The organism is Streptomyces sp. NPDC054765 (genome assembly GCF_053612065.1).
Window position 1 is genome coordinate 19,869 of the sequence record NZ_JBSHBP010000050.1, and the last position, 18,743, is coordinate 38,611.

The 18,743-nt window shown below is 68.9% G+C and carries 15 protein-coding genes; 8 read left to right on the forward strand and 7 right to left on the reverse strand.

Annotated features, from left to right (window positions below; genetic code table 11):
• The first annotated feature begins 27 nt into the window (after positions 1–27).
• Positions 28–1,338: an APC family permease gene (locus ACWGJY_RS27020; RefSeq protein WP_453263447.1), complete on the forward strand. Its 1,311-nt coding sequence runs from the start codon at positions 28–30 to the stop codon at positions 1,336–1,338.
• Here the strand turns inward: ACWGJY_RS27020 and ACWGJY_RS27025 are convergent.
• The 6 genes from ACWGJY_RS27025 to ACWGJY_RS27050 all read right to left on the reverse strand — a co-directional run bounded on the left by ACWGJY_RS27025 (position 1,244) and on the right by ACWGJY_RS27050 (position 6,838).
• Positions 1,244–1,792, reverse strand: a complete 549-nt coding sequence (locus tag ACWGJY_RS27025; protein ID WP_453263471.1) for a transposase domain-containing protein — start codon at positions 1,790–1,792, stop codon at positions 1,244–1,246. The genes ACWGJY_RS27020 and ACWGJY_RS27025 overlap by 95 nt on opposite strands.
• Positions 1,782–2,498 carry a phosphotransferase family protein gene (locus tag ACWGJY_RS27030; protein ID WP_453263448.1) on the reverse strand — a complete coding sequence of 239 codons (717 nt, stop codon included), beginning with the start codon at positions 2,496–2,498 and terminating at the stop codon, positions 1,782–1,784. Before ACWGJY_RS27030 ends, ACWGJY_RS27025 begins: the two co-directional genes overlap by 11 nt.
• 7 nt (positions 2,499–2,505) lie before the next feature.
• Positions 2,506–2,727: a hypothetical protein gene (locus tag ACWGJY_RS27035; RefSeq protein ID WP_453263449.1), complete on the reverse strand. Its 222-nt coding sequence runs from the start codon at positions 2,725–2,727 to the stop codon at positions 2,506–2,508.
• 570 nt (positions 2,728–3,297) lie between these two features.
• Positions 3,298–4,266 carry a terpene synthase family protein gene (locus tag ACWGJY_RS27040; protein WP_453263450.1) on the reverse strand — a complete coding sequence of 323 codons (969 nt, stop codon included), beginning with the start codon at positions 4,264–4,266 and terminating at the stop codon, positions 3,298–3,300.
• A gap of 53 nt (positions 4,267–4,319) precedes the next feature.
• Positions 4,320–5,687 (reverse strand): cytochrome P450, encoded by a 1,368-nt coding sequence (locus ACWGJY_RS27045; protein WP_453263451.1) that lies wholly within the window; start codon positions 5,685–5,687, stop codon positions 4,320–4,322.
• A 47-nt stretch (positions 5,688–5,734) separates the two neighbouring features.
• Positions 5,735–6,838 carry a polyprenyl synthetase family protein gene (locus ACWGJY_RS27050; RefSeq protein WP_453263452.1) on the reverse strand — a complete coding sequence of 368 codons (1,104 nt, stop codon included), beginning with the start codon at positions 6,836–6,838 and terminating at the stop codon, positions 5,735–5,737.
• A 1,673-nt stretch (positions 6,839–8,511) separates the two neighbouring features.
• Here ACWGJY_RS27050 and ACWGJY_RS27055 point away from each other — a divergent pair.
• Both ACWGJY_RS27055 and ACWGJY_RS27060 read left to right on the forward strand, forming a co-directional pair.
• A complete protein-coding gene (locus ACWGJY_RS27055) occupies positions 8,512–8,877 on the forward strand; it encodes a hypothetical protein (RefSeq protein ID WP_453263453.1) in 366 nt (121 codons plus the stop codon).
• Positions 8,878–9,140: 263 nt separating this feature from the next.
• Positions 9,141–9,689, forward strand: coding sequence for a GNAT family N-acetyltransferase (locus ACWGJY_RS27060; protein WP_453263454.1), 549 nt, complete (start codon positions 9,141–9,143; stop codon positions 9,687–9,689).
• 329 nt (positions 9,690–10,018) lie between these two features.
• Here ACWGJY_RS27060 and ACWGJY_RS27065 read toward each other — a convergent pair whose 3' ends face one another.
• Positions 10,019–10,639 (reverse strand): hypothetical protein, encoded by a 621-nt coding sequence (locus ACWGJY_RS27065; RefSeq protein WP_453263455.1) that lies wholly within the window; start codon positions 10,637–10,639, stop codon positions 10,019–10,021.
• A 494-nt stretch (positions 10,640–11,133) separates the two neighbouring features.
• Between ACWGJY_RS27065 and ACWGJY_RS27070 the strand changes: the two genes are divergently transcribed.
• The 5 genes from ACWGJY_RS27070 to ACWGJY_RS27090 all read left to right on the forward strand — a co-directional run bounded on the left by ACWGJY_RS27070 (position 11,134) and on the right by ACWGJY_RS27090 (position 18,742).
• Positions 11,134–12,906 (forward strand): non-ribosomal peptide synthetase, encoded by a 1,773-nt coding sequence (locus ACWGJY_RS27070; RefSeq protein WP_453263456.1) that lies wholly within the window; start codon positions 11,134–11,136, stop codon positions 12,904–12,906.
• Positions 12,903–13,790 carry a condensation domain-containing protein gene (locus ACWGJY_RS27075; RefSeq protein WP_453263457.1) on the forward strand — a complete coding sequence of 296 codons (888 nt, stop codon included), beginning with the start codon at positions 12,903–12,905 and terminating at the stop codon, positions 13,788–13,790. Before ACWGJY_RS27070 ends, ACWGJY_RS27075 begins: the two co-directional genes overlap by 4 nt.
• 302 nt (positions 13,791–14,092) lie before the next feature.
• On the forward strand, positions 14,093–14,287 hold the full coding sequence (locus ACWGJY_RS27080) for an MbtH family protein (protein ID WP_453263458.1): 195 nt from the start codon (positions 14,093–14,095) through the stop codon (positions 14,285–14,287).
• On the forward strand, positions 14,284–15,519 hold the full coding sequence (locus tag ACWGJY_RS27085) for a cytochrome P450 (RefSeq protein WP_453263459.1): 1,236 nt from the start codon (positions 14,284–14,286) through the stop codon (positions 15,517–15,519). Before ACWGJY_RS27080 ends, ACWGJY_RS27085 begins: the two co-directional genes overlap by 4 nt.
• A gap of 55 nt (positions 15,520–15,574) precedes the next feature.
• The gene (locus ACWGJY_RS27090; RefSeq protein WP_453263460.1) at positions 15,575–18,742 is read left to right on the forward strand and encodes an amino acid adenylation domain-containing protein; all 3,168 of its coding nucleotides are present in this window, start codon (positions 15,575–15,577) and stop codon (positions 18,740–18,742) included.
• The last annotated feature ends 1 nt before the right edge of the window (position 18,743 follow it).

The window sequence follows — 18,743 nt, forward strand, 5'->3', positions numbered from 1 at the left end:
GCGGGTAGCCATAGCCAGGGAGGCCAGATGTCGCGGACTGAGCAGGACGTGCGGGTCGTCGAAGACCGACGGGAACGACACCGTCGCCATGGGCTGAACCTCGCACAGGGGATCGCCCTCTACGTAGGGGCGGTGCTCGGGACCGGAGTCCTGGCGTTGCCCGGCCTTGCGGCCAAACAGGCCGGACCGGCGTCGTTGCTGTCATGGCTGGGGCTCGTCGTGATGTCGGTACCGCTCGCTGCGACTTTCGCCGCACTCGCGGCGCGCTTCCCCGACTCCGGTGGGGTGTCGACCTACGTGCGGCGGGCCTTCGGAGATCGGGCTGCGGACGTTGTCGGCTGGTGGTTCTACCTGGGCGCACCGGTCGGCATTCCGGCGCTGGCCTTCTTCGGCGCCTCCTACCTGACTCGAACGACAGGCGGCGGCTGGTGGGCAACGGTCAGCTATGCGGCGGCACTCCTCGTGTTCGGCTTCGTGGCCAACGTCTTCGGGGTACGCGTTTCCGGGAGAGTCCAGCTCGTCCTGTCGGGGGCGCTGGCGCTCCTGCTCGTCCTGACGGTCGCGGTGGCACTGCCGTACGTCCGGCTGTCCAACCTGCATCCGTTCGCCCCGCATGGATGGGGGGCGGTCGGCTCTGCGGGTGCACTGCTGGTCTGGTCGTTCACCGGGTGGGAGACCGTCACCCACCTTTCCGCTGAATTCGCGCGCCCGGAACGCGATGTGAAGCGCGCTACCGCCGGGGCGCTGATCGTTGTCGGCGTGTTGTATCTGAGCCTGGCGGCGGTGACCGTCCTGGTTCTGGGGAGTGCGGCCGGGACGAGTTCGACCCCGCTGGCCTCGCTGCTGCAGAGCGGCCTGGGCGGCTCGGGGCCGCTGATCGCGAGCGTGGTCGCGCTGCTGATCACCCTCGGCACGATCAATGCCTATGTGACCGCCACCGCGAAGCTCGGCGCCGGCCTGGCCCGGGACGGTTCCCTGCCGTCCCGTCTCTCGGCGGGCGCGGAGCCAGGCGCGGTGCCGCGGCGAAGCCTTCTGGTGGTGGCGGGGATCTCGGGCAGCGTGTTCGCCGTCGCCGCAGCCACGAGGATGGACGTGCAACCGCTGGTGCTGAGTACGACGGCATGCCTCGGCGCCGTCTACGCCATCGGCTCAGCCGCCGGGGTCCGACTCCTGCAAGGCACGAGCCGGGCGGGCGTGGTCAGCGCTGTCGCGGCGTTCGGGATCATCCTCGTCTTGCTTGCCCTCACCGGCTGGTTTCTGATCTGGCCGCTGTTCCTGGCGGCCGCAGCGCTCGTCCGCGCAGCCAAAACCTCCGGGAGACAGTCGGCAAAGGACTGACCGGTCCACCTCCACCACGCCCTGAAGAAAGGCTGTTGGGGACGTCGAGGTAGGTGCCGTCGATCGCGACGGCCAGCAGACCCTTGAAGCGGGCTCCAGGGGTGCGGATCGCCGAGGCCGGCCCGCGCAGCAGGTCGAACAGGGCCCGCATCGGGCGTACTCCGAGCCGGGTCCGAGCGTTCCGCAGTCCCGCCCCGGTGATCTTCGGGACCGGCAACGTCTCCAGCGCGGCGGTGAGCTTGTGCCAGACGGCCAGGTAGCCGCACTCCTCAAACAGGGCGGCCGCCGGCAACAGGTAGACCACCACCCGGGCGGGAAGATTCCGCAGCCGCCGCTGCCTCGCACCGGCCTCGGCGAGAGCTGCATCGACCATGTCGAACCGCACGATCTGGGTGAGTTCCCCCAGATGGCCCGGGGCGAACAGGCCCCTGGCTATCGTGATTTCACGCGTGATGACGCTTGCCGAAGTCGCGGAACCGGTCGGCGTACAGGGCGTGTTCGAAGTCCAGGACGCAACTGATCCGTCCGTCGCGGACGAGGAAGTTCGGCAGCCACAGGTCGCCATGGGTGAGGGCCGGGACGTTCGCCGCGTCGTCCAGCCGCGCCAGGGCGGCGCCGACGGCGGTCCGCAGGGCGTCGGCGTCGCCGATCAGCGTCAGGTCGGCCTGCGGCAGCAGCGCCTCCACCTCTGCCTCGACGGCCTGCCGCAGCGTCGGCGCGGTGGTACCGCCGAGCACGTCGCCGTAGTGCGGGCCCTTGATGGCGTGCAGCCGTCCGACGACGTCGCCGAGGTCGCGGACCAGCGTCAGCCGCTGCTCCGGGCCGAGGGCTTCCCATACGTCCCCCGCGGCGTCGCCTTCCTGGAACTCCTGGATGACCAGCGGGCCGTCCACGGCCGGCTCGTGGGGGACGAGCTGCCGGTAGCGGACCACCGGGATGCCGTGCTCGGCCGCCACCTGCGCTGCGGCCATCAGGCGCCGCAGGTGCTCGGGGTCCCGTTCGCGCTGCGGCACCTTGACCAGCAGTCGGCTCTGGTCGGTGTCGGCCACCCACTGCTTGCTCGTGTAGCCCTTGTCGAGGGGGTGGACCGACGTGACGCGGATCTGTGGGAACTCCCTTTCCAGGATGGCGCTGATGGCGCTGGAGGGGTTGGTGGGCATGCGGAAATCACCTGCTGTGGGCATGGGGGGTACGGTTCGGCGCCCGGTTCGGCACCTGAGTGAGGGCAATCTTGAGGCGCCCCTGCATCAGCACAACGTAGGCCATGCGCAGGGCCGTTGCACCACGCCTGATCCGCTCCCAGACGAGGTCGGCGACGCCGAGCCGGGCCGCCTGCGCCATGAGGAACACCACGGCGTCCCGGGACTTGGCCGAGTGCCCCGTCTCCACGTTGTCGTCGGCGATATCCAGGCCGTGTTTAAGACCGCGTCCTACATGGTCTTACACACAGCCTGGTTGTGCACGCTCTGCTTCCGGACGTACACCGGCTCTGCCGCCTCTCGAGCGCTCTCATGACGACCTCGATCGCCCGCTCCACCCCCGCGCAGAATGGGCGCGGGCTCGCCTGCAGGACAGTCGGTCTTACGGCCGTCGACGGACAGCTCGGAGGCAACGAGCAGCCTGCCCCGGCCCGGCGGCGGTCGCGTTCATCGGGGAACCGGAACTGTTGGTGGCAGCGGCAGCCATATCGTGTGCCTCCTTTCTTCAGCCGGATCTGGCCAGTCGTAGGGCGCGCGCCCGCCTGGGTACCGGGTACGGCTTTCGTGGTGGGTATGGCTGCTGACAGGCAGCAGCATCGGTCGCCCGGCCCTACGACGACTCAACAGCTGAGGGGGATATACGAATGACGGCTCTGCGCGGACACAGTGGTTCCGCGCCGTGAGCGCCCTGTCCTGAGCTCATCAGGAGATCCGCGCTGAGACCGTGGACGCTCAGACCGGTGGAGACGGGAGTCCAAGCTCACGCGCTGTGTCCGCCGTATCGCGGGGACCTCGCGTTCCAGGAAATGAGTCCGGCGACGAATCGGTTCATCCCGTTCACGTATCGGGAGATGCTGCTGCTGCCGGTTTCCTTGATCAGCTGGGCGGACAACTCGGCGTGTCGGTCCATAGTGGTCTCGAAGCGTTCGATCGTCAGCTGCGCGGCCTCCATCGTGGTGATGTTCCGGCTGCGAGCGATGACGCTCACAGCGTTTTCCTCTCCCTCACCGGCCAGGATCTCCTTGTGTAAGGACTGGAGATCCTGCAGGAGGATCACCCGGTCGATGTCACACGTGTGGAGGGACTGAAGGAGCGGGTTCTCGCACTCGGCGGAAAGGTCGATACCGAGGCTGATCTCGATGAGGATGTGGTCGATGGCCTGCCCGATGGTGCGGCGTCGGGCCTCCAGGTATGCGTCAAGGTCTTCGTAGGTTTCCGCGGCCGTGCGTCGTTCGGCGGTTTCGACGCAGCCGTGGAAGTAGTCAAGTACCGTCCTGGTGAGGCGGTCCAGTTGCCCGGGGGGGACGTAGCCCCGCAGCCGATCCCAGATGACCTTCATCAGCGGACCGAATCGTTCTTCGTTCGTGGTGGTGAAGGCCGACTCCGCGTCCGCGATGCAAGCCTTGAGCATCCCGCGCACATCGCTGTCACCATCCGCGTCGATGACATCGTCGCGCTCGACGAAGACCAGACTGATCGCCGAGAAATCCCACAACGCCTCACGGCCGCACGCCGGCCAGCACAACGCCGCACACAGCACATAGTCCGCAGCGATGATCCTCGGCTCTTCACTCTGCGGGAAACGGCCGCGGGCGAAGATGCCGGGGTAGAAGTCGCTGTTTCTCACTTCCTCGTAATGAGGACTTTCCGTGGCGCCTTCCCCTTGCGTCAGGCTGTGCCGCAGTTGTGCCAGCGACTCAAGACGCGGCTGAACCGTGGATTTTCCCATGGTGATGACGAGCTCCTTACGATGTCCTGCGTGGTCGTCGCTCTCCGCGGATGTCACGAGGCCGCGAGGTGCTCGGCGACATCCCGGGCGGCAAGGCGCATGGGGAGCCGACGCGGCGTCATCACGCTTCCGAGGGCGGGCCTGACCTCGACATCCGGCACAGGTTCCAGCTTCCACCGGGCGACAATGGTTGCCAGGGTGATAACCGCCTCGACGATGGCGAACTTGTCACCGATGCATTTGCGTGCCCCACTGCCGAACGCGACCATGGCATGACGGGGCGGCAGCTCGTTGCCGTTGGACGCATCCCACCTATCGGGGTCGAAGGCAGCGGGCTGAGTGAAGTGCTCAGCGCTGCGGTGAACGATGTAGGGGCTGTAGGCAATGGTGGTGCCGGCGGGAATCCGGTGCTCCCCCAAGGTGGCGTCGGCGGTCGATTTCCTCGTCAGGAACCAGCCGGGTGAGTACAGCCGCAACGTCTCCTTGATGACGCGGTCGGTGTATTCCAGCTGGGACACGTCGTCGTAGGTGGCCGTCCGACCGGCGAGGACCTGGTCGACCTCCTCATGCAACCGCCGTTGCACCTCCGGGTTCTGGCCAAGAGCGTGAAGTGCCCATGCGACAACCGTCGCTGACGATTCACCTCCGGCGAACAGGAACGAGATGACAGCGTCCGATATCTCGTCGTTGCTGAGGCGTTGGTTGCTGCTTTCCGCATCACGAGCGGATACCAGGGCGGACAGCAGATCACCGTGGTCGACGCCACTTTCGCGGCGGCGCGTGATGATCTCATGGGTGGTCGCGGTGAGGCGTTCCTTCGCCTTGAGGAACGAGCGGTTCCCCGGCACCGGGAGCCGGGTCAACCATGCCGGCATGAACATCTGCCGGTAGAAGCCTTCGAAAACGACCGCGACATCGCTGATCATCTGCTCAAGCGTCTCGTCAGCCAAGGTGTCCGAGAAGGCGGCGGTCATGAGAATCCTGTTGGTGGCCTTCATGATCTCGCCGGGCACGTCCACGACCTGCCCGTCGCGCCAGGAGCTCACCACTTCCTCGACGTGACTGCTCATCACCTCGGCATAAGCAGGCAGCCGGGCGCCATGGAACGCAGGCTGAAGCAGCCGCCGCAGCCGCCGGTGCCCCTGGTACGGACAGGATCCCGGACCGTTGCCCAGGACTTCGCGGACGCGGTCGAAGAGCACCCCGCCCTTGTCGAATGTGCGGTCGTCGCGGAGAACCTGCTGAGTGAGATCCGCGTCGCACACCACGACCATTCCTATGGGGCCCACACGAATGCGTACGAGATCGCCGAGAGGGGATAGAGAACCCAGGAACTTCTGCGGATCCCGGAGCAAAGGCAGGCTGTGGCCGAGCAGAGGAAGCGCTTTCGGCGCGGTCGGTACGGTGTCGATGACTGTCATACGCTCCTGCTTTCGTCGATGAAGGTGGTAACGAATCCCGGCCTGCGTCACACGCTTCGTCGGGTGGCCGAGTCCGCCAAGTGGTGCAGGACCGGCAGGGCGCCCGGGTGGATCGGACCAGGGTCGGCCAGCAGCTTTTTGACGCTGTCCCGGTGCCGGGCGATCATGTCCTCGATACCGGCCCGCGCACCGGTCTCGATCAGGACGGCCCGGACCTGCTCGGCCTGAGCATCGGTGAGGTCCGCCCGGCCGAGCAGATCGCGCAGCAGGTCAGCGGAACGCCCCGAAGCAGCACGCAAAGCGAGCGCGACGAGCGCGGTGTGTTTGCCGTCGCGCAGGTCGTCCATGCGCGATTTCCCGGTCTCGGCGGAGTCTCCGAAAGCGCCGAGCAGATCGTCACGGAGCTGGAATGCCTCGCCGAGCGGCAGCGCGTAGGCGGTGAGCTCATCGAGGAGGTCGTGGTCGGCCCCGGCGAGGACGGCGCCGATGTGCAGGGGGCGCTCGATGCTGTACTTGGAGGTCTTGTAACGCGCGATGGTCAGGGCCCGCTCGACATCATCGGTGGGAAATCCGGTGGCGGCGAGGTCAAGGTACTGCCCGTACATGATCTCCGCGCGCATCACGTCGAGCAGGGGCAGGAGACCGGTGAGCTCGGTGGGTGCGAGACCCGCGGTGTGGATGAGTTCGTCGGACCAGGTCAGCGCGAGGTCGCCGACCAGGATGGCGCCACCGACCCCGAACCGCTCGGCTGCCTTGGGACTGTCACCCGATGCCATGCGCCGGCCGGCCAGAGCTCGGTGCACGGTCGGCTCTCCACGACGGATCGAGCTCTGATCCATCACGTCGTCGTGGATGAGAGCGAAGGCGTGGAACATCTCCAGCGCGGCCGCCACACGGATGACGGCCGGTGGCGGAGTCTGCTCGCCGACAGCGGCGTGCCAACCGGTGATGCACAGCAGCGGCCGCAGTCGCTTTCCGCCTGCGGCCAGGAAGTCGGCCACGACCTCAACGAAGGGGGCAGGCAAGTTCTCCCGCTCCGCAGCGGCCTCCTTCTCACGCATGAATTCCTTCAACACGGCGTCGACGCCGGCCCGTACGCCCGCGAGGGCCGGTATCGCCTGAGGAGCGCGCCACGAGGTGTCGTCCGGCACGGGAGTTTCCCCATCGCCTTCCGCATTCCATAACCGCGTCTCCGCAGCGAGGGGATCCAGGTTCGTATAGGGCTCATCCGGGGCGAGTACCCCGGAAGCGTCCTTGCTCGGCCAGTTTTCCGCGACCTCTCCCATTAACGCCAACCTTTCTTGTGGTCACCGTGTCGAACGTAAGGATGGCAATAGCGTGGCTGGATTTTGAATGTCCCGTCACGGCTCCTCTGCCCGCGTTTCCAGCGGCAGGGACTTCCGTCTGGAGAACGCAACCGGCGGCCGAAAGATTCACCACAGCATGCGCACCCGTTCGCCACTTCGAGGTGTCTCAGAGATACGTGGCTCGGCGGGGCCGCGCTGCCACAGCAAGGGTCTTGACTTACCCTTTGGGCCTGGTCAAATCGACCGCTGGGCCTTCCTTCCAAGTGTCTGAGCGAGGTTTTATGGTGGCACTCAAGCTGACATCAAGGATGGCTGTCCCGAGCTCTTCCTGCTGCTCGCCGCGGAGGGTGAATTTTCGCCGGCTTTCCACGAAGACAGAAGCCCAATTGGCCGGGGTTTACCCTGGACTACTTGCGACAGTAAAGACACCTGGCGATACTAAAGACACCTGGACTGCCTGCGCGGCGCCGGCGCGGGACGTCTTGGCTGCGGTGGATGCACGCAGCGCGGTAGGCATGACAGCTGTGCATGTCTTTTCGCCCCCGGCGCGCCGATCAGGTGACCCCGGAGCGGTCGGAGGGCAAGTCTCCTTGCCTGACACGACCTTGAGGGTTTCCGGCGCCGCGTACTCCCGTTGCAACCTGAATCGTCAAGGCTTCCCAAATAACGGGGCCCTAGAATTTCGTCGTACGCTTACGTGCCGGCAACTGCTTGGGTGGGGAGGAGCAGGAGCATCGTTGACGCTACGGTCAACGGCAGAGGCTATGTGCGTAAATCGATCCACGGTATTCCCGTTTTCTTTGCCTGATCGGTCGTGCTCATTTCGTTCGATAGGCAACCATGGCGTGATCGCAACGTCAACGATTAATTCCGGACAGTGCATTCCTCAGGCAACCAGGTTTAGTTTTACTCATTTATCATCGCAGAACGCAATCTACCGCCTGATCAAGCACAAGCCAGGACATCTCCTACAGTTGCTACGCCCCGACACAGTGTCGCGCCGGCACCGTGAACCGCTCAGGCGACGCGACGGCGCGACCTGCGTCCCAAGCGAGGTGGACGGCCACACACCGCGGTTTTCCGCGCTCGCATCCGCGGAGTGCAACGGGCCTTCTCCGTCGTATGGCTGCCTCGCGCACGGGTTCGGCAACACGGTGGACGGACCCGGCCGCGCCCCGTGCTGCGGCCCCGACATGACGGAGGCGGAAGGGCAGGATCCGGGCGGCACTGCCGGTGCCGACCTGGCTTCCGGGTCGCGGCGGCCTGCCCGAGGGGTACTGCCACCAGCAGATGATCGATGCCGTCCGTTGTGTCGCCGACAACGGCGTGAAGTGAGCGAACCGATTTTGCGGACCGCGATGGCCAGGTACGCCCGAGGACGGGGCGGCGGCCGGGGCAGGTGCGTCGCGCCGTCTCCACGTCACGGTGGTCGAAGGCGCCGGTGAAGACCCTGACGTCGTGCACGATGGCATCGCACCGGCGGCAGCAATCGGGCGATCGTCACAGTGACGTACTCCGTGGCCGTGCTCCCCTTGCCTCGCGCCCTTCCGGCTACCGCCTTCACAAGCAACCGACTCACGCCGACCGGGCGGCAAAAGCGTCCCGCACTCCCGCGCACACCAGGCTGGCACAGTGATCTGAAAGAGATCGGCACCCACCTCGTCCAGTGCTGCTCAGAGGATTTCGACTTCGCAGCTCTCATCAACACAGACGACCTGGAGCGGCTCATGCACGACGCCCGGCTCGGTTGGCGCATCGAGGGGAACCGCATGATCGGGTGGACGTACGGACGCAAAACCTACGAGGATCTCCTTTCCCTCGCGGAAACCGTCGCGGCCATCATCGACGACTTCCCCGAACAGGCGTGGCACTGGCCACAGTGACAGGGCCACGGGTGCGATCACCCGCACGGCCAGGTTCAGTGAGACGGAAGGCCAAACGACTCGGTTCGCTGAGTAAACGCCTCGATTGGATGAGAGCGGTCACGAGTTTCCACAGCGATTGGCGGTCGGCGGGCTCCCGGATGTTCACGAGAAACGACGTCACCGGGACCAGCGCGGTTCGTCGCTCTGTCGGGGATAGCAGAGCGCGGAACGGGCGTGAATATCTGCGTGCGGCCGGTCTCGTGTCACGGCAGCATGAGCGGATGGAGCAACCACTTGACGTGCCCGAACTCGCTGCTGGTGCGGGGTTCAGTCTTCGGCCGTGGCGCCTTTCGGACCTTCAGCTTGTCCGCGAGGCGTCCGAGGACGATTACATCCCGTTGATCACCACCGTGCCCTCGCCCTATTCAGAGTCGGCAGCTGTCGCGTTCATCGAACGGCAGTGGGGTCGGGCGTCCGCGAGGACTGGGTATCCGTTCGTCATTGTGAGCGCTGATGGTCGGCCGGTCGGCAACGTGGGGCTTTGGCTGAAGGACCTGGGGCAGGGTCGGGCATCGTTGGGTTACTGGGTCGTTGAGTCGGCGCGTGGGCAGGGGGCGGCCGTGGCCTCGGTCGGCGCCGTCGGCGACTGGGCCTTGAGCGAATTGCGAATTCCTCGGCTTGAGCTGTATGTCGAGCCGTGGAACACGGGTTCCGTGCGCACTGCCGAGCGCGCGGGGTTCCAGCGTGAAGGGCTGCTGCGTGGCTGGCAGCAGGTGGGGACCGACCGGCGGGACATGTTCATGTATTCGATGCTGAACGGCGAGCAGTGATGGTGCCGGAATCGCCGATCAGGCAGAGCGGCTGACTCTTCTTGATCCACTCGCAGCTGGCGAGGGTGACTCCGGCCATGGGTAGCCCCCAACCGGAGCGGCTGGACGTTCTGGGTCATCGACACCACCGGGGAACGACTCAAAACCCTGCGCGGTAAACGCTGCCCCATCGCCACCCCCAGCACAGCGCAATGGGGCAGAGGCACACGCACAAACTTGGTGGCGGTGAATGCTTCGGCGGGTTGTGCTTGCAGGTGGTCGATGACCATCTGTCGCAGCGCTCCGGGGGGCGAGCCGCTTCTTGTGATCTGACAGAGTGATCGGTTGCGTCAGCACCGGCTGCGGTTCGGGGTGTTCCTCCGAGGTGGAGGCGTCGTTGTCGTCCTCGTTCGCAAGCCGTTGTCGCTGCTGTCGTTGCCCCCGCTGTGCGCGGTGTCCTGTGGGGGCACTGCCGCCTGGGGTGCGTTGTCGTCCTCTCCGGTGGTGGTGTCCGTGCTGTCGGAATCCGGCGCGGTTGGGGGCTCCGGTGCGGGCTCGTCGTGCGGGGTTTCCCCGTGGACTGCGTTGTCGCTGTCCGGCTCCGGGGTGTCGGCGATGGAGGGTTCAGGCTGGGGATCCACAGGTGCCTGACGGGTCACTTCGCCGTTGATGTCTACGGGGGCAGGTGCAAGGGGTGTGGGATACCAGACGTCGGGCACGCGGCACGGACCGTTGTGCCCGCCGGGGGTATGTACGGCCAGGCCGCGCTGCTCCAGCAGGGGCAGTGCCCTTCCAGCGGTGGACTTGCCGACGCCTGCGGCGAGGGCGATTTCGATGACCGTAGCCGGCTCGGTGAGGCCGATCAGTTCGGTGTAGATGGCGGCTTGTGCGTCGGTCAGCCCGGTCAGCCTGGCCAGTGGTTCGGGGGTGGGGTCCTGCGTCGGTGTGCTGTCGGGGGTGGTGTCGGTCATGAGGGCAAACACCTCACGCGACCTGTGCATCAGCGGTCTCCCAGCAGGCCTCCAAGTCACCAGGGGGTGCCCGCGGTGTGAGCTTCCGCTACGACGACTCGGCCGTCCGGGCCCCCTCACGGACGCAGGCGTCCACCGCCGACTGGGCGGAGGCCTCATCACAGCGCCCTGAGCTCCATGTGCATGCCGCGATACGTCAGTCCGGCAGCCGTCGTGCCGGATAGCATTTCGCGGCGGCCAAAGCCCTCTGCCGGCCACGACTCACGAGGTCACCACTACCGAGCTGTGGTCACCGTCACCTGCCCCGACTCCGGCTCACCGCGGACGTTTCGGACCCGCCGTGGGGTGTCTTGGTAAAACCGGTGGACAGATGGTCGTGGCTCCATCAAAGATGACTCGAGCCGAGAAGATGATCTGCCTGAGGGGCGACTTTGCGGTCCGCTGACTGCGTCGTTGACGCTTGTGAACATGCGAATTACTTCGCTGGCGAATCTGTGATCAGCGCCTTGGTCGCCCGCCGCGTGATGGAACAGCCCGAGGAATGCGCGCTGCGCGACACCACCGGCAGATCACTGACCTATGCCGAGCTGTGGGAACGTGCCGGCTGGATGGCCGCGGCGCTCGCGGAGGCCGGGGTGGCACCGGGAGACCTGGTCGCCCTGGCGGTGGAACGGTCCGTCGAACTGCCCGTCGCCGCGCTGGGAGTTCTGCGAGCGGGCGCCGCGTACGTACCGCTGGATCCAGCAGTACCCGAGGCGCGGCTGCGGACCATGGTGGAGGACTGCGCGCCACGCGCCGTCGTCCGAGGGCCGGGCACCCGCTGGATGCCGCCGGCAGGCCCGGCAGTGGTGGCTCTGCCCGATGCGGCCCCAGCCTCTCGGCCGCCGGCTCCGGCCCGAACCGACGCCGGGAAACCGATGTTCGTCGGGTACACCTCCGGTTCCACCGGCCGCCCCAAGGGCGTGGTGATCAGCCATCGCGCGGTCGCCTCCTACGTCCGCTCGTCGCACTACTGCCCGCTCGGTCCCGGAGACCGGGTGGCGGGCCTGTCCAGCCCGGCGTTCGACGTCACGACCTTCGAGATCTGGAACACCCTGGTGGCCGGGGCGACGCTGGTCGTCCTGCCCAGCCCCGCGAGCATCCCGGTACAGGCGTGGGACGGGCTGCTGCGCGAGCACCGCATCACCGCCATGATGCTGACCACCACGCTGTTCGACATGATCGCCCGCGAGGACCCGACCGCCTTCCGCTCTCTGGACACCTTGCTGTTCGGCGGCGAGCAGGCCGACGCCGTGACGATCCGCCGGGTGTGCGCGGCCGAACCGCCGCGCCGGCTGGTGAACACCTATGGTCCCACCGAAGCCACCACCATGGTCTCCGCCTTCGTGTGCACGGCACAGTCGACGGCGGAGGTCACGCGTGTCCCGATCGGCTTCCCCATCCAGCCGGGCACCCTGCACGTCCTGGACGCCGACGCGCGGCCCGTCCCGACGGGCGAGGTCGGTGAACTCTGTGCCAGCGGACCACAGCTGGCCACCGAATACCTCGGCGACCCGGCCCTGACGGCCCGCAAGTTCATCACCCTGCCCGGCGGTGAACGCGTCTACCGCACCGGGGACCTGGTCCGGTGCCGCCCCGACGGCGCGCTGGAGTTCTTGGGGCGGATCGACCGGCAGATCAAGCTGCGGGGCTTCCGCATCGAGCTCGAAGAGGTCGAACTCGCCCTCATGGCCACGGGTATGGCATCCGCCGTGGCGGTGGAGAAGACCGGGGAGGGCGCCAGGGCCGGCCTCGTGGCCTACGTGCGACCCGCCGCTGGTACCGCAGCACAGGCCGACGACCTGACCGACCGCCTCGCGGTCGCGGTCCGCGAGGCGCTGCCCGCGTACATGGTGCCCGGCCGCTGGATCGTCATGGCCGAGATGCCGATGCACGTCACCGGGAAGATCGACCGCGGCCGGCTGCCGGAGCCCGGATCCGCCGACGGGACCCCGGCACCCGGCGTCGCCGTCCCCGCGGACGGCGACGAGAACGACCCGCTCACGGCCGTACGCGCTGTCGTGGCGGACCTCCTCCAGCTCCCGGGCGTCGGCCCGGACGAAAACTTTCTGGATCTCGGCGGCAACTCCATCCTGGCGTTGCAGACCACTGCACGGCTGCGCGACCGGTTCGGCGTCGAGCTCAATCCGGCGGACCTGCTCTTCGCCGACAGCATGGCGGAATTCGCCTCCCTGCTCGCCGCACAGCTCGCCGAACTCCCCGCATGATCCCCGCCACCGACCGCCGCCCTGACCTGCGTCGGCGCGGCGCCATCGAGGCACCTCTGTCATCGTCGCAACGGGGCCTGTGGTTCTTGCACGCCGCCGACCCCCACCTCTCCGCCTCCGCCGTACCGCTCCTCCTGCGCTTCCCGCGACGGGTCGCTGTGCGGGCCCTCCGCACCGCCCTGGCGGCTCTGCCTGCCCGGCACGAACCACTGCGCACCCACTACCCGCTGCGTGACGACGAACCGGTGCAGCGGATCCTGCCACCGGGCCCGGCACCGCTTCGGGTGGTCGACCTCACCGGCGTTCCGCAGGCCGCGGAACGGGCCGTCCGGGAAGCAACCACAGCCGCCGCGGAACCCTTCCGACTGACCGAGGAACCGCCGCTGCGCTGCTCCCTGTGGCACGACCCGGCCGGCGAGGATCTCCTGCTGATCTGTCTCCACCACATCTCAGTGGACGGCTGGTCGCTGTCGGTCCTGGTCGAGGAGCTGTTACAGCTGTACGCGGCGGCTGCGGCCGGCACCGAACCGGACCTGCCGCCACCCGCGCTCCAGCCCGCCGACTTCGCCGCCTGGGAACACGAGGAGCACCGCACCAGCGCCTACACGGCACTGCTCGACGCCCGGATCGAGCGGCTGCGCCCGCTGCCCACCCAGCTGCGGCCGGGTCCCGCCGCCCTCAAGACCGGCGCCGGTGAACGGGGGCGGGCGCAGCGCGCAGTTCGGCTTCCCGCTTCCGGAGACCACTGCCTGCCTGCTGCGGGACCGACCAGGCGGCGCGGGCCGGGGTGGACCTGGTCGCCGACTTCCGGCCGGGTGAGCGCAACCGGATCATGGAGATCGCCTACCGGTTCACCGGGTTCACCGACGCGCCCGCGCCGCTGACCGCCGGGCTGCCCGCACCCGGCAACGGGGTGCGCCGCCTGTTCGTCGCCCCCACCCGCCAGGCCCGGCACCGCCCATGCGGGTCCTCGGTGCCGATCCGTCCGCGTCCGACGACACACGGGAGCACCTGTGGACAATGCGCGCCCAGTTGCTCCTGGTCGCCGTCTCCTGGCGCTGGCTGACCAGCCGGGCGGCCGCCGCGCAGGCGGAGGCGGCGAAGGCCGCGGTGGAGGCCACCGCGTGAGCCCGCGAACCGCCCCCGCACGCCCCGTTACCCGTCCCTTCCACCTGTTGGAGTCCCGATGACCGAAGGCCCGGCGTTCCGCGTCGTCGTCAACGACGAGGACCAGCATGCGATCGTCCCCCAGGAGTTCCCCGCACCCGCCGGCTGGCGCGAGGCCGGCTTCGCCGGCTCCGCGGACCAATGCGAGAACTGGGTGGACGAGCACTGGCCGGACATCCGCCCGCTCAGCATCCGGGGGAACCGGACACCGTGAGCATCATCCCGGCCTCCTCCGTACTCGCCGGAGTCGACCTCACCGATCCGCGGACCCACGCGGAACGCGACGTGCGTCCCCTCTTTGCCCGGTTGCGGAGGGACGAACCCGTCGCCTGGCACGAGCCGCCCCCGGGACGTGACCGGGGATTCTGGGTGCTGAGCCGGCACGCGGACGCCCTGCGCGTGAGCCGGGACACCGCCCGGTTCTCCTCGGCGCGCGGCAACATGCTCACCACGCTGCTCGGCGACGGGGACTCGGCGGGCAACCGAATGCTGGTGGTCAGCGACGCGCCACGGCACACCGTCCTGCGCACCCGGATGCGCCGGGCGTTCACCGCCGAGGCGCTGAACGAGATCGGCGACCACGTCCGCACAACCACCCGGCGGCTGCTGGCGGCGGCCGTCCTGCGTGGTGCGGCCGGTGAGCCCGTCGACGCCGCCCGAGACATCGCGGCGCACATCCCGCTCGGTGCGATCTGCACGATGCTCGACGTGCCGGAGGCCGACCGGCCGTTCGTGCTGGCGCAGACCAGCCTCGCGCTGGCCTCGCACGAACCGGTACCGGCCACCCGACAGGCCCGGCTGGCTCAGGCCCAACTGCTGCTGTACTTCGCCAGACTCGCCCGCACCCGCGCTGCGAGCCCCGGCCGCGACGCGCTGTCCCTGCTGGCCGACAGTGGCATCGACGAGGAGCGGCTGAGCGAGGACGAGGTCGTCCTCAACTGCTACAGCCTCATCCTCGGCGGCGACGAGACCACCCGGCTCGCGATGATCGGCGGCATCCGGGCGCTGGCCGAAAACCCGGAACAGTGGCGCCGGCTGCGCGACGGTGAGGTCGGGCTCAGCGACGCGGTGGAGGAAGTGCTGCGCTGGACCAGCCCCGTTCTCCACCTCGGCCGCTCCCTGGCCGAGGACATCGACCTGCACGGCCGGTCGCTGGCGGCGGGGGACGTGGCGACCGTGTGGATCCCCTCCGCCAACCACGACGAACGGGAGTTCACCGAGCCGGACCGCTTCGACGTCGGGCGGCAGCCCAACCGGCACCTGACGTTCGCCCACGGCCCGCACTTCTGCCTCGGCGCGCGGATGGCCCGCGAGGAACTGGAGATCCTGCTCGGCGAGTTGCGCGACCAGGTGGCGGAGCTGCGGCCGGCCGGACCGGCCACGCCGGTCTACTCCGCCTTCGTCGGCGGCTCCGCCGGCCTTCCCATACTGATGCTTCCCGCCTGATCCGGCGACCACACACACCATCCACAGCCCTCGACACGAACGGGAGCGCATCCGTATGCCCGGTCAATCCACCCAGGACACCCTTCACGGCCGCGTCGCCGACCTTGCACGCCACGCCCCCGAGCGCATCGCCCTGGTCTTCCAGGACGAGCGGATCAGCTACGCCGAACTGCTGCGCCGCGCGGACACGCTGACCGCCCGGCTCCTGCGCCTCGGCGTCCGCCCCGAGCAGCGGGTGGCGATCCACCTCGAACGATCCGCTGACCTCATCGTGTCGATGCTGGCCGTGCTGCGGGCCGGCGCCGCCTTCGTGCCTGTCCCGCCGGACTACCCGGCCGAGCGGGTCCGTTTCCTGCTCGACGACTGCGGTGCCGCCGCCGTGATCGCCCCGGCGGGCGCCGAACTGCCCGGGGGCCCGGTCCACGTCACCCCGGGCGGGCCGGAGGGGGCGGGCGACATACCGGTACGTCGGCCCGAGGTGCCGGCCGACGGCGCCGCCTACGTCCTGTACACCTCCGGTTCCACCGGTCGGCCCAAGGGCGTGGTCGTCACCCACCGCAACGCCCTCGGCCTGGTGAGCGGCCAGGACTACGCCGATTTCTCCGAGGACGAGACGTTCCTCCAGCTCGCCCCGGTCGCCTTCGACGCCTCCGCCTTCGAGATCTGGGGCGCGCTCACCAACGGGGCCCGCCTCGTGCTGCCCGTGGCCTCCTACCAGGCGATCGAGGAACTCGGTGACCTGCTGCGCGAGCACACGGTCAGCACGCTCTTCCTGACGCCCGCGCTCTTTCACGAGGTGGTGCGCGGCCGGATCAGCATCCTCGACGGCGTCCGGCGTGTGGTGGTCGGCGGCGACGTGCTGTCCACTGAACGCGCCACCTCCTTCCTGGCACACCGTGCATTGCTCTCCCGGCCGGTGGTCCTCGTCAACGGCTACGGTCCGACCGAGACCACGACCTTCGCCACCGCCCACCGGGTGGCGGCCGCGGACGGCGCGGACGGCGCCATCCCGGTGGGCCGCCCGCTCGGCTCCGTTGCCGTCCATCTGCTCGACGCCGAGCTCGCGCCGGTACCGGCCGGGCAGCGGGGCGAGATGTGGATCGGCGGCCGGGGGGTGACCCGCGGCTACCTGGGGCGCCCCGGCCTGACCGCGCGCTCCTTCCTGCCCGACCCGTTCGCCGGGGTCCCCGGCGCCCGCATGTATCGCACCGGGGACCTCGGCCGCCGACGCCCCGACGGCGTCATCGAGTTCATGGGCAGAGTTGACGATCAGGTGAAGGTCAACGGCTTCCGCATTGAGCCCAAGGAGGTCGAGGCGGCCCTGCTGGCTCTGCCGGGGGTGCGGGACGCCGGGACGGTCGCGGCGGCGTCGCCGGACGGCGGCAAACAGCTCATCTCCTACGTCGTCGCCGCGCCCGGTCACCACGCCGACCCCTCCGGTCTGCGTTCCGCTCTGGCCGCGACGCTGCCCGGACACCTCGTGCCGTCCCGGGTCGTGCTGGTGGACGCTCTGCCGCGCACTCCGTCGGGCAAGCTGGACCGCGGCCGGCTCCGCGAACGCCCGGTCCCCGCCCCGGTCCCCGCCCCGGTCCCCGTCCCGGGAGCCGGGGACGCGGTGCTGCGCGGCCGCAACGAGACGGTCCTCGCCGAGATCTGGGCCGACGTTCTGGGCGTTCCGAAGGTCGGTCCGGACGACGACTTCTTCGCGCTCGGCGGTGACTCCATGCTCGCCATCCGTGCGATCGCCGACGCCGAGGAGCGCGGCGTACAGGTCTCACTGGTCGACATGTTCGAAAACCCGGTCCTGCGTCACATCTGCCCCCCTGACGAGGAAGCCGCCGAGGTCGCCGCGGCCGGCACCGCCGTGCCCGACGTTCCGACGGCGAGCCGTGTCGCCGCGGCGGCTGCCGGTGTTCCCGGGACGCCGGACGGCTCGCCCGTCCCGGCGCGGGAGACCTCGTGTCCGGCGACCCGGCTCCAGCTCGGTCTGATCTTCGAGGCGTCAGCCACGGGCGGAGCCCTTTACCACGATGTGATGGCTCACCGGATCGAGGCGCCGCTCGACGCCGCCGCGTTGCGGACCGCGCTCCACGTGGTGGCTACCACGCACGAGGTGCTGCGCACCCGCTTCGACCTCGGCGCCGCGACCGGCCCCCGCCAGATCGTCGAGCCCGAGCCGCGCCTCCTGCTCGTCCTCGACGACCTGCGCGGGCTCGACGCCGAGCAGGAGGAGAAGGAACTCGCCCGGATCGCGGCCGCCGCCGGCCGCCGTTTCGACGTGGCCGAGGCCCCGCTGATGCGCGTGTACGCTGCGGCTCGGGACGACGCCTCGTTCTGGCTGGTGTACGGCTTCCACCACGCCGTGATGGACGGCTGGAGCGACACGGTCTTCCTGTCCGACGTCGTCGCCGCGTACGCCGAGGCCCGAGACGGCCGCACTCCGGTGCCCCGCCAACCGGCTGTGCCCTACGCGGAATTCGTCCGGTTGGAGCAGCGAATACTGGAGTCGCGGGAGGCGCGCGCCTTCTGGAGCGAGCGGTGCTCCAGCCTCAAGCCGACGCCCCTGAGGCCGGGCGCGGCGAGCCGGGGCGCGGATCGCCGCCGGGTCTCCCGGCCGCTGCCCGGTTCGTTGCGCACCGCGCTGGAGAAGGCCTCCGCCGACCTGCGCCTCCCGCTGAAGAGTCTGGTTCTGGCGGCGCACCTGTCGGTGGTCGGCGCACAGGCCGGTTCCGACCGGCCGGTCTCCGGGCTCCAGCTCAACGGCCGACCCGAAGTCGTCGGGGCCGACCGGCTGGTCGGGCTGTTCCTCAACATCGTGCCGGTGTCCGCAGACCTGACCGACGTGACGTGGGAAGGCCTGGCACGGCGGGCCTTCGACGAGGAGCGGGCCGTGCTGCCGTTCCGCCGTTTCCCGTACCCCGCGATCCGGGAGTTGGCCGGTCGGCCGCTGTTCGACGTGGTCCTCAACTTCGCGCACTTCCGCCTATGGGCGGGACTGGACTCGCACCAGGAAGGCCCGCGTGTCGGCGCGACCCGTATGTGGGACAAGTCGAGCTACCCGCTGGTGGTCGACGTTGCGCTGGACGCTGTCGGGGACGGCATGCGCGTCGAGCTCACGGGCGACTGCGCGCTGTGGGACGCGGAAGACCTCCACCGCACAGCGATCGCCTACCAGGAGGCACTGGCCGCGCTGGCCGCCGACCCGCGCGGGTCGGTGTTCTGAG

What these genes read in the sequence shown, in the direction of transcription:
- ACWGJY_RS27045 (WP_453263451.1), bottom strand. Translation starts at nt 5,687, where the DNA reads ATGACAGTCATCGACACCGTACCGACCGCGCCGAAAGCGCTTCCTCTG.
- ACWGJY_RS27090 (WP_453263460.1), top strand. Translation starts at nt 15,575, where the DNA reads ATGCCCGGTCAATCCACCCAGGACACCCTTCACGGCCGCGTCGCCGAC.
- ACWGJY_RS27065 (WP_453263455.1), bottom strand. Translation starts at nt 10,639, where the DNA reads ATGACCGACACCACCCCCGACAGCACACCGACGCAGGACCCCACCCCC.
- ACWGJY_RS27030 (WP_453263448.1), bottom strand. Translation starts at nt 2,498, where the DNA reads ATGCCCACCAACCCCTCCAGCGCCATCAGCGCCATCCTGGAAAGGGAG.
- ACWGJY_RS27075 (WP_453263457.1), top strand. Translation starts at nt 12,903, where the DNA reads ATGATCCCCGCCACCGACCGCCGCCCTGACCTGCGTCGGCGCGGCGCC.
- ACWGJY_RS27020 (WP_453263447.1), top strand. Translation starts at nt 28, where the DNA reads ATGTCGCGGACTGAGCAGGACGTGCGGGTCGTCGAAGACCGACGGGAA.
- ACWGJY_RS27060 (WP_453263454.1), top strand. Translation starts at nt 9,141, where the DNA reads ATGGAGCAACCACTTGACGTGCCCGAACTCGCTGCTGGTGCGGGGTTC.
- ACWGJY_RS27040 (WP_453263450.1), bottom strand. Translation starts at nt 4,266, where the DNA reads ATGGGAAAATCCACGGTTCAGCCGCGTCTTGAGTCGCTGGCACAACTG.
- ACWGJY_RS27080 (WP_453263458.1), top strand. Translation starts at nt 14,093, where the DNA reads ATGACCGAAGGCCCGGCGTTCCGCGTCGTCGTCAACGACGAGGACCAG.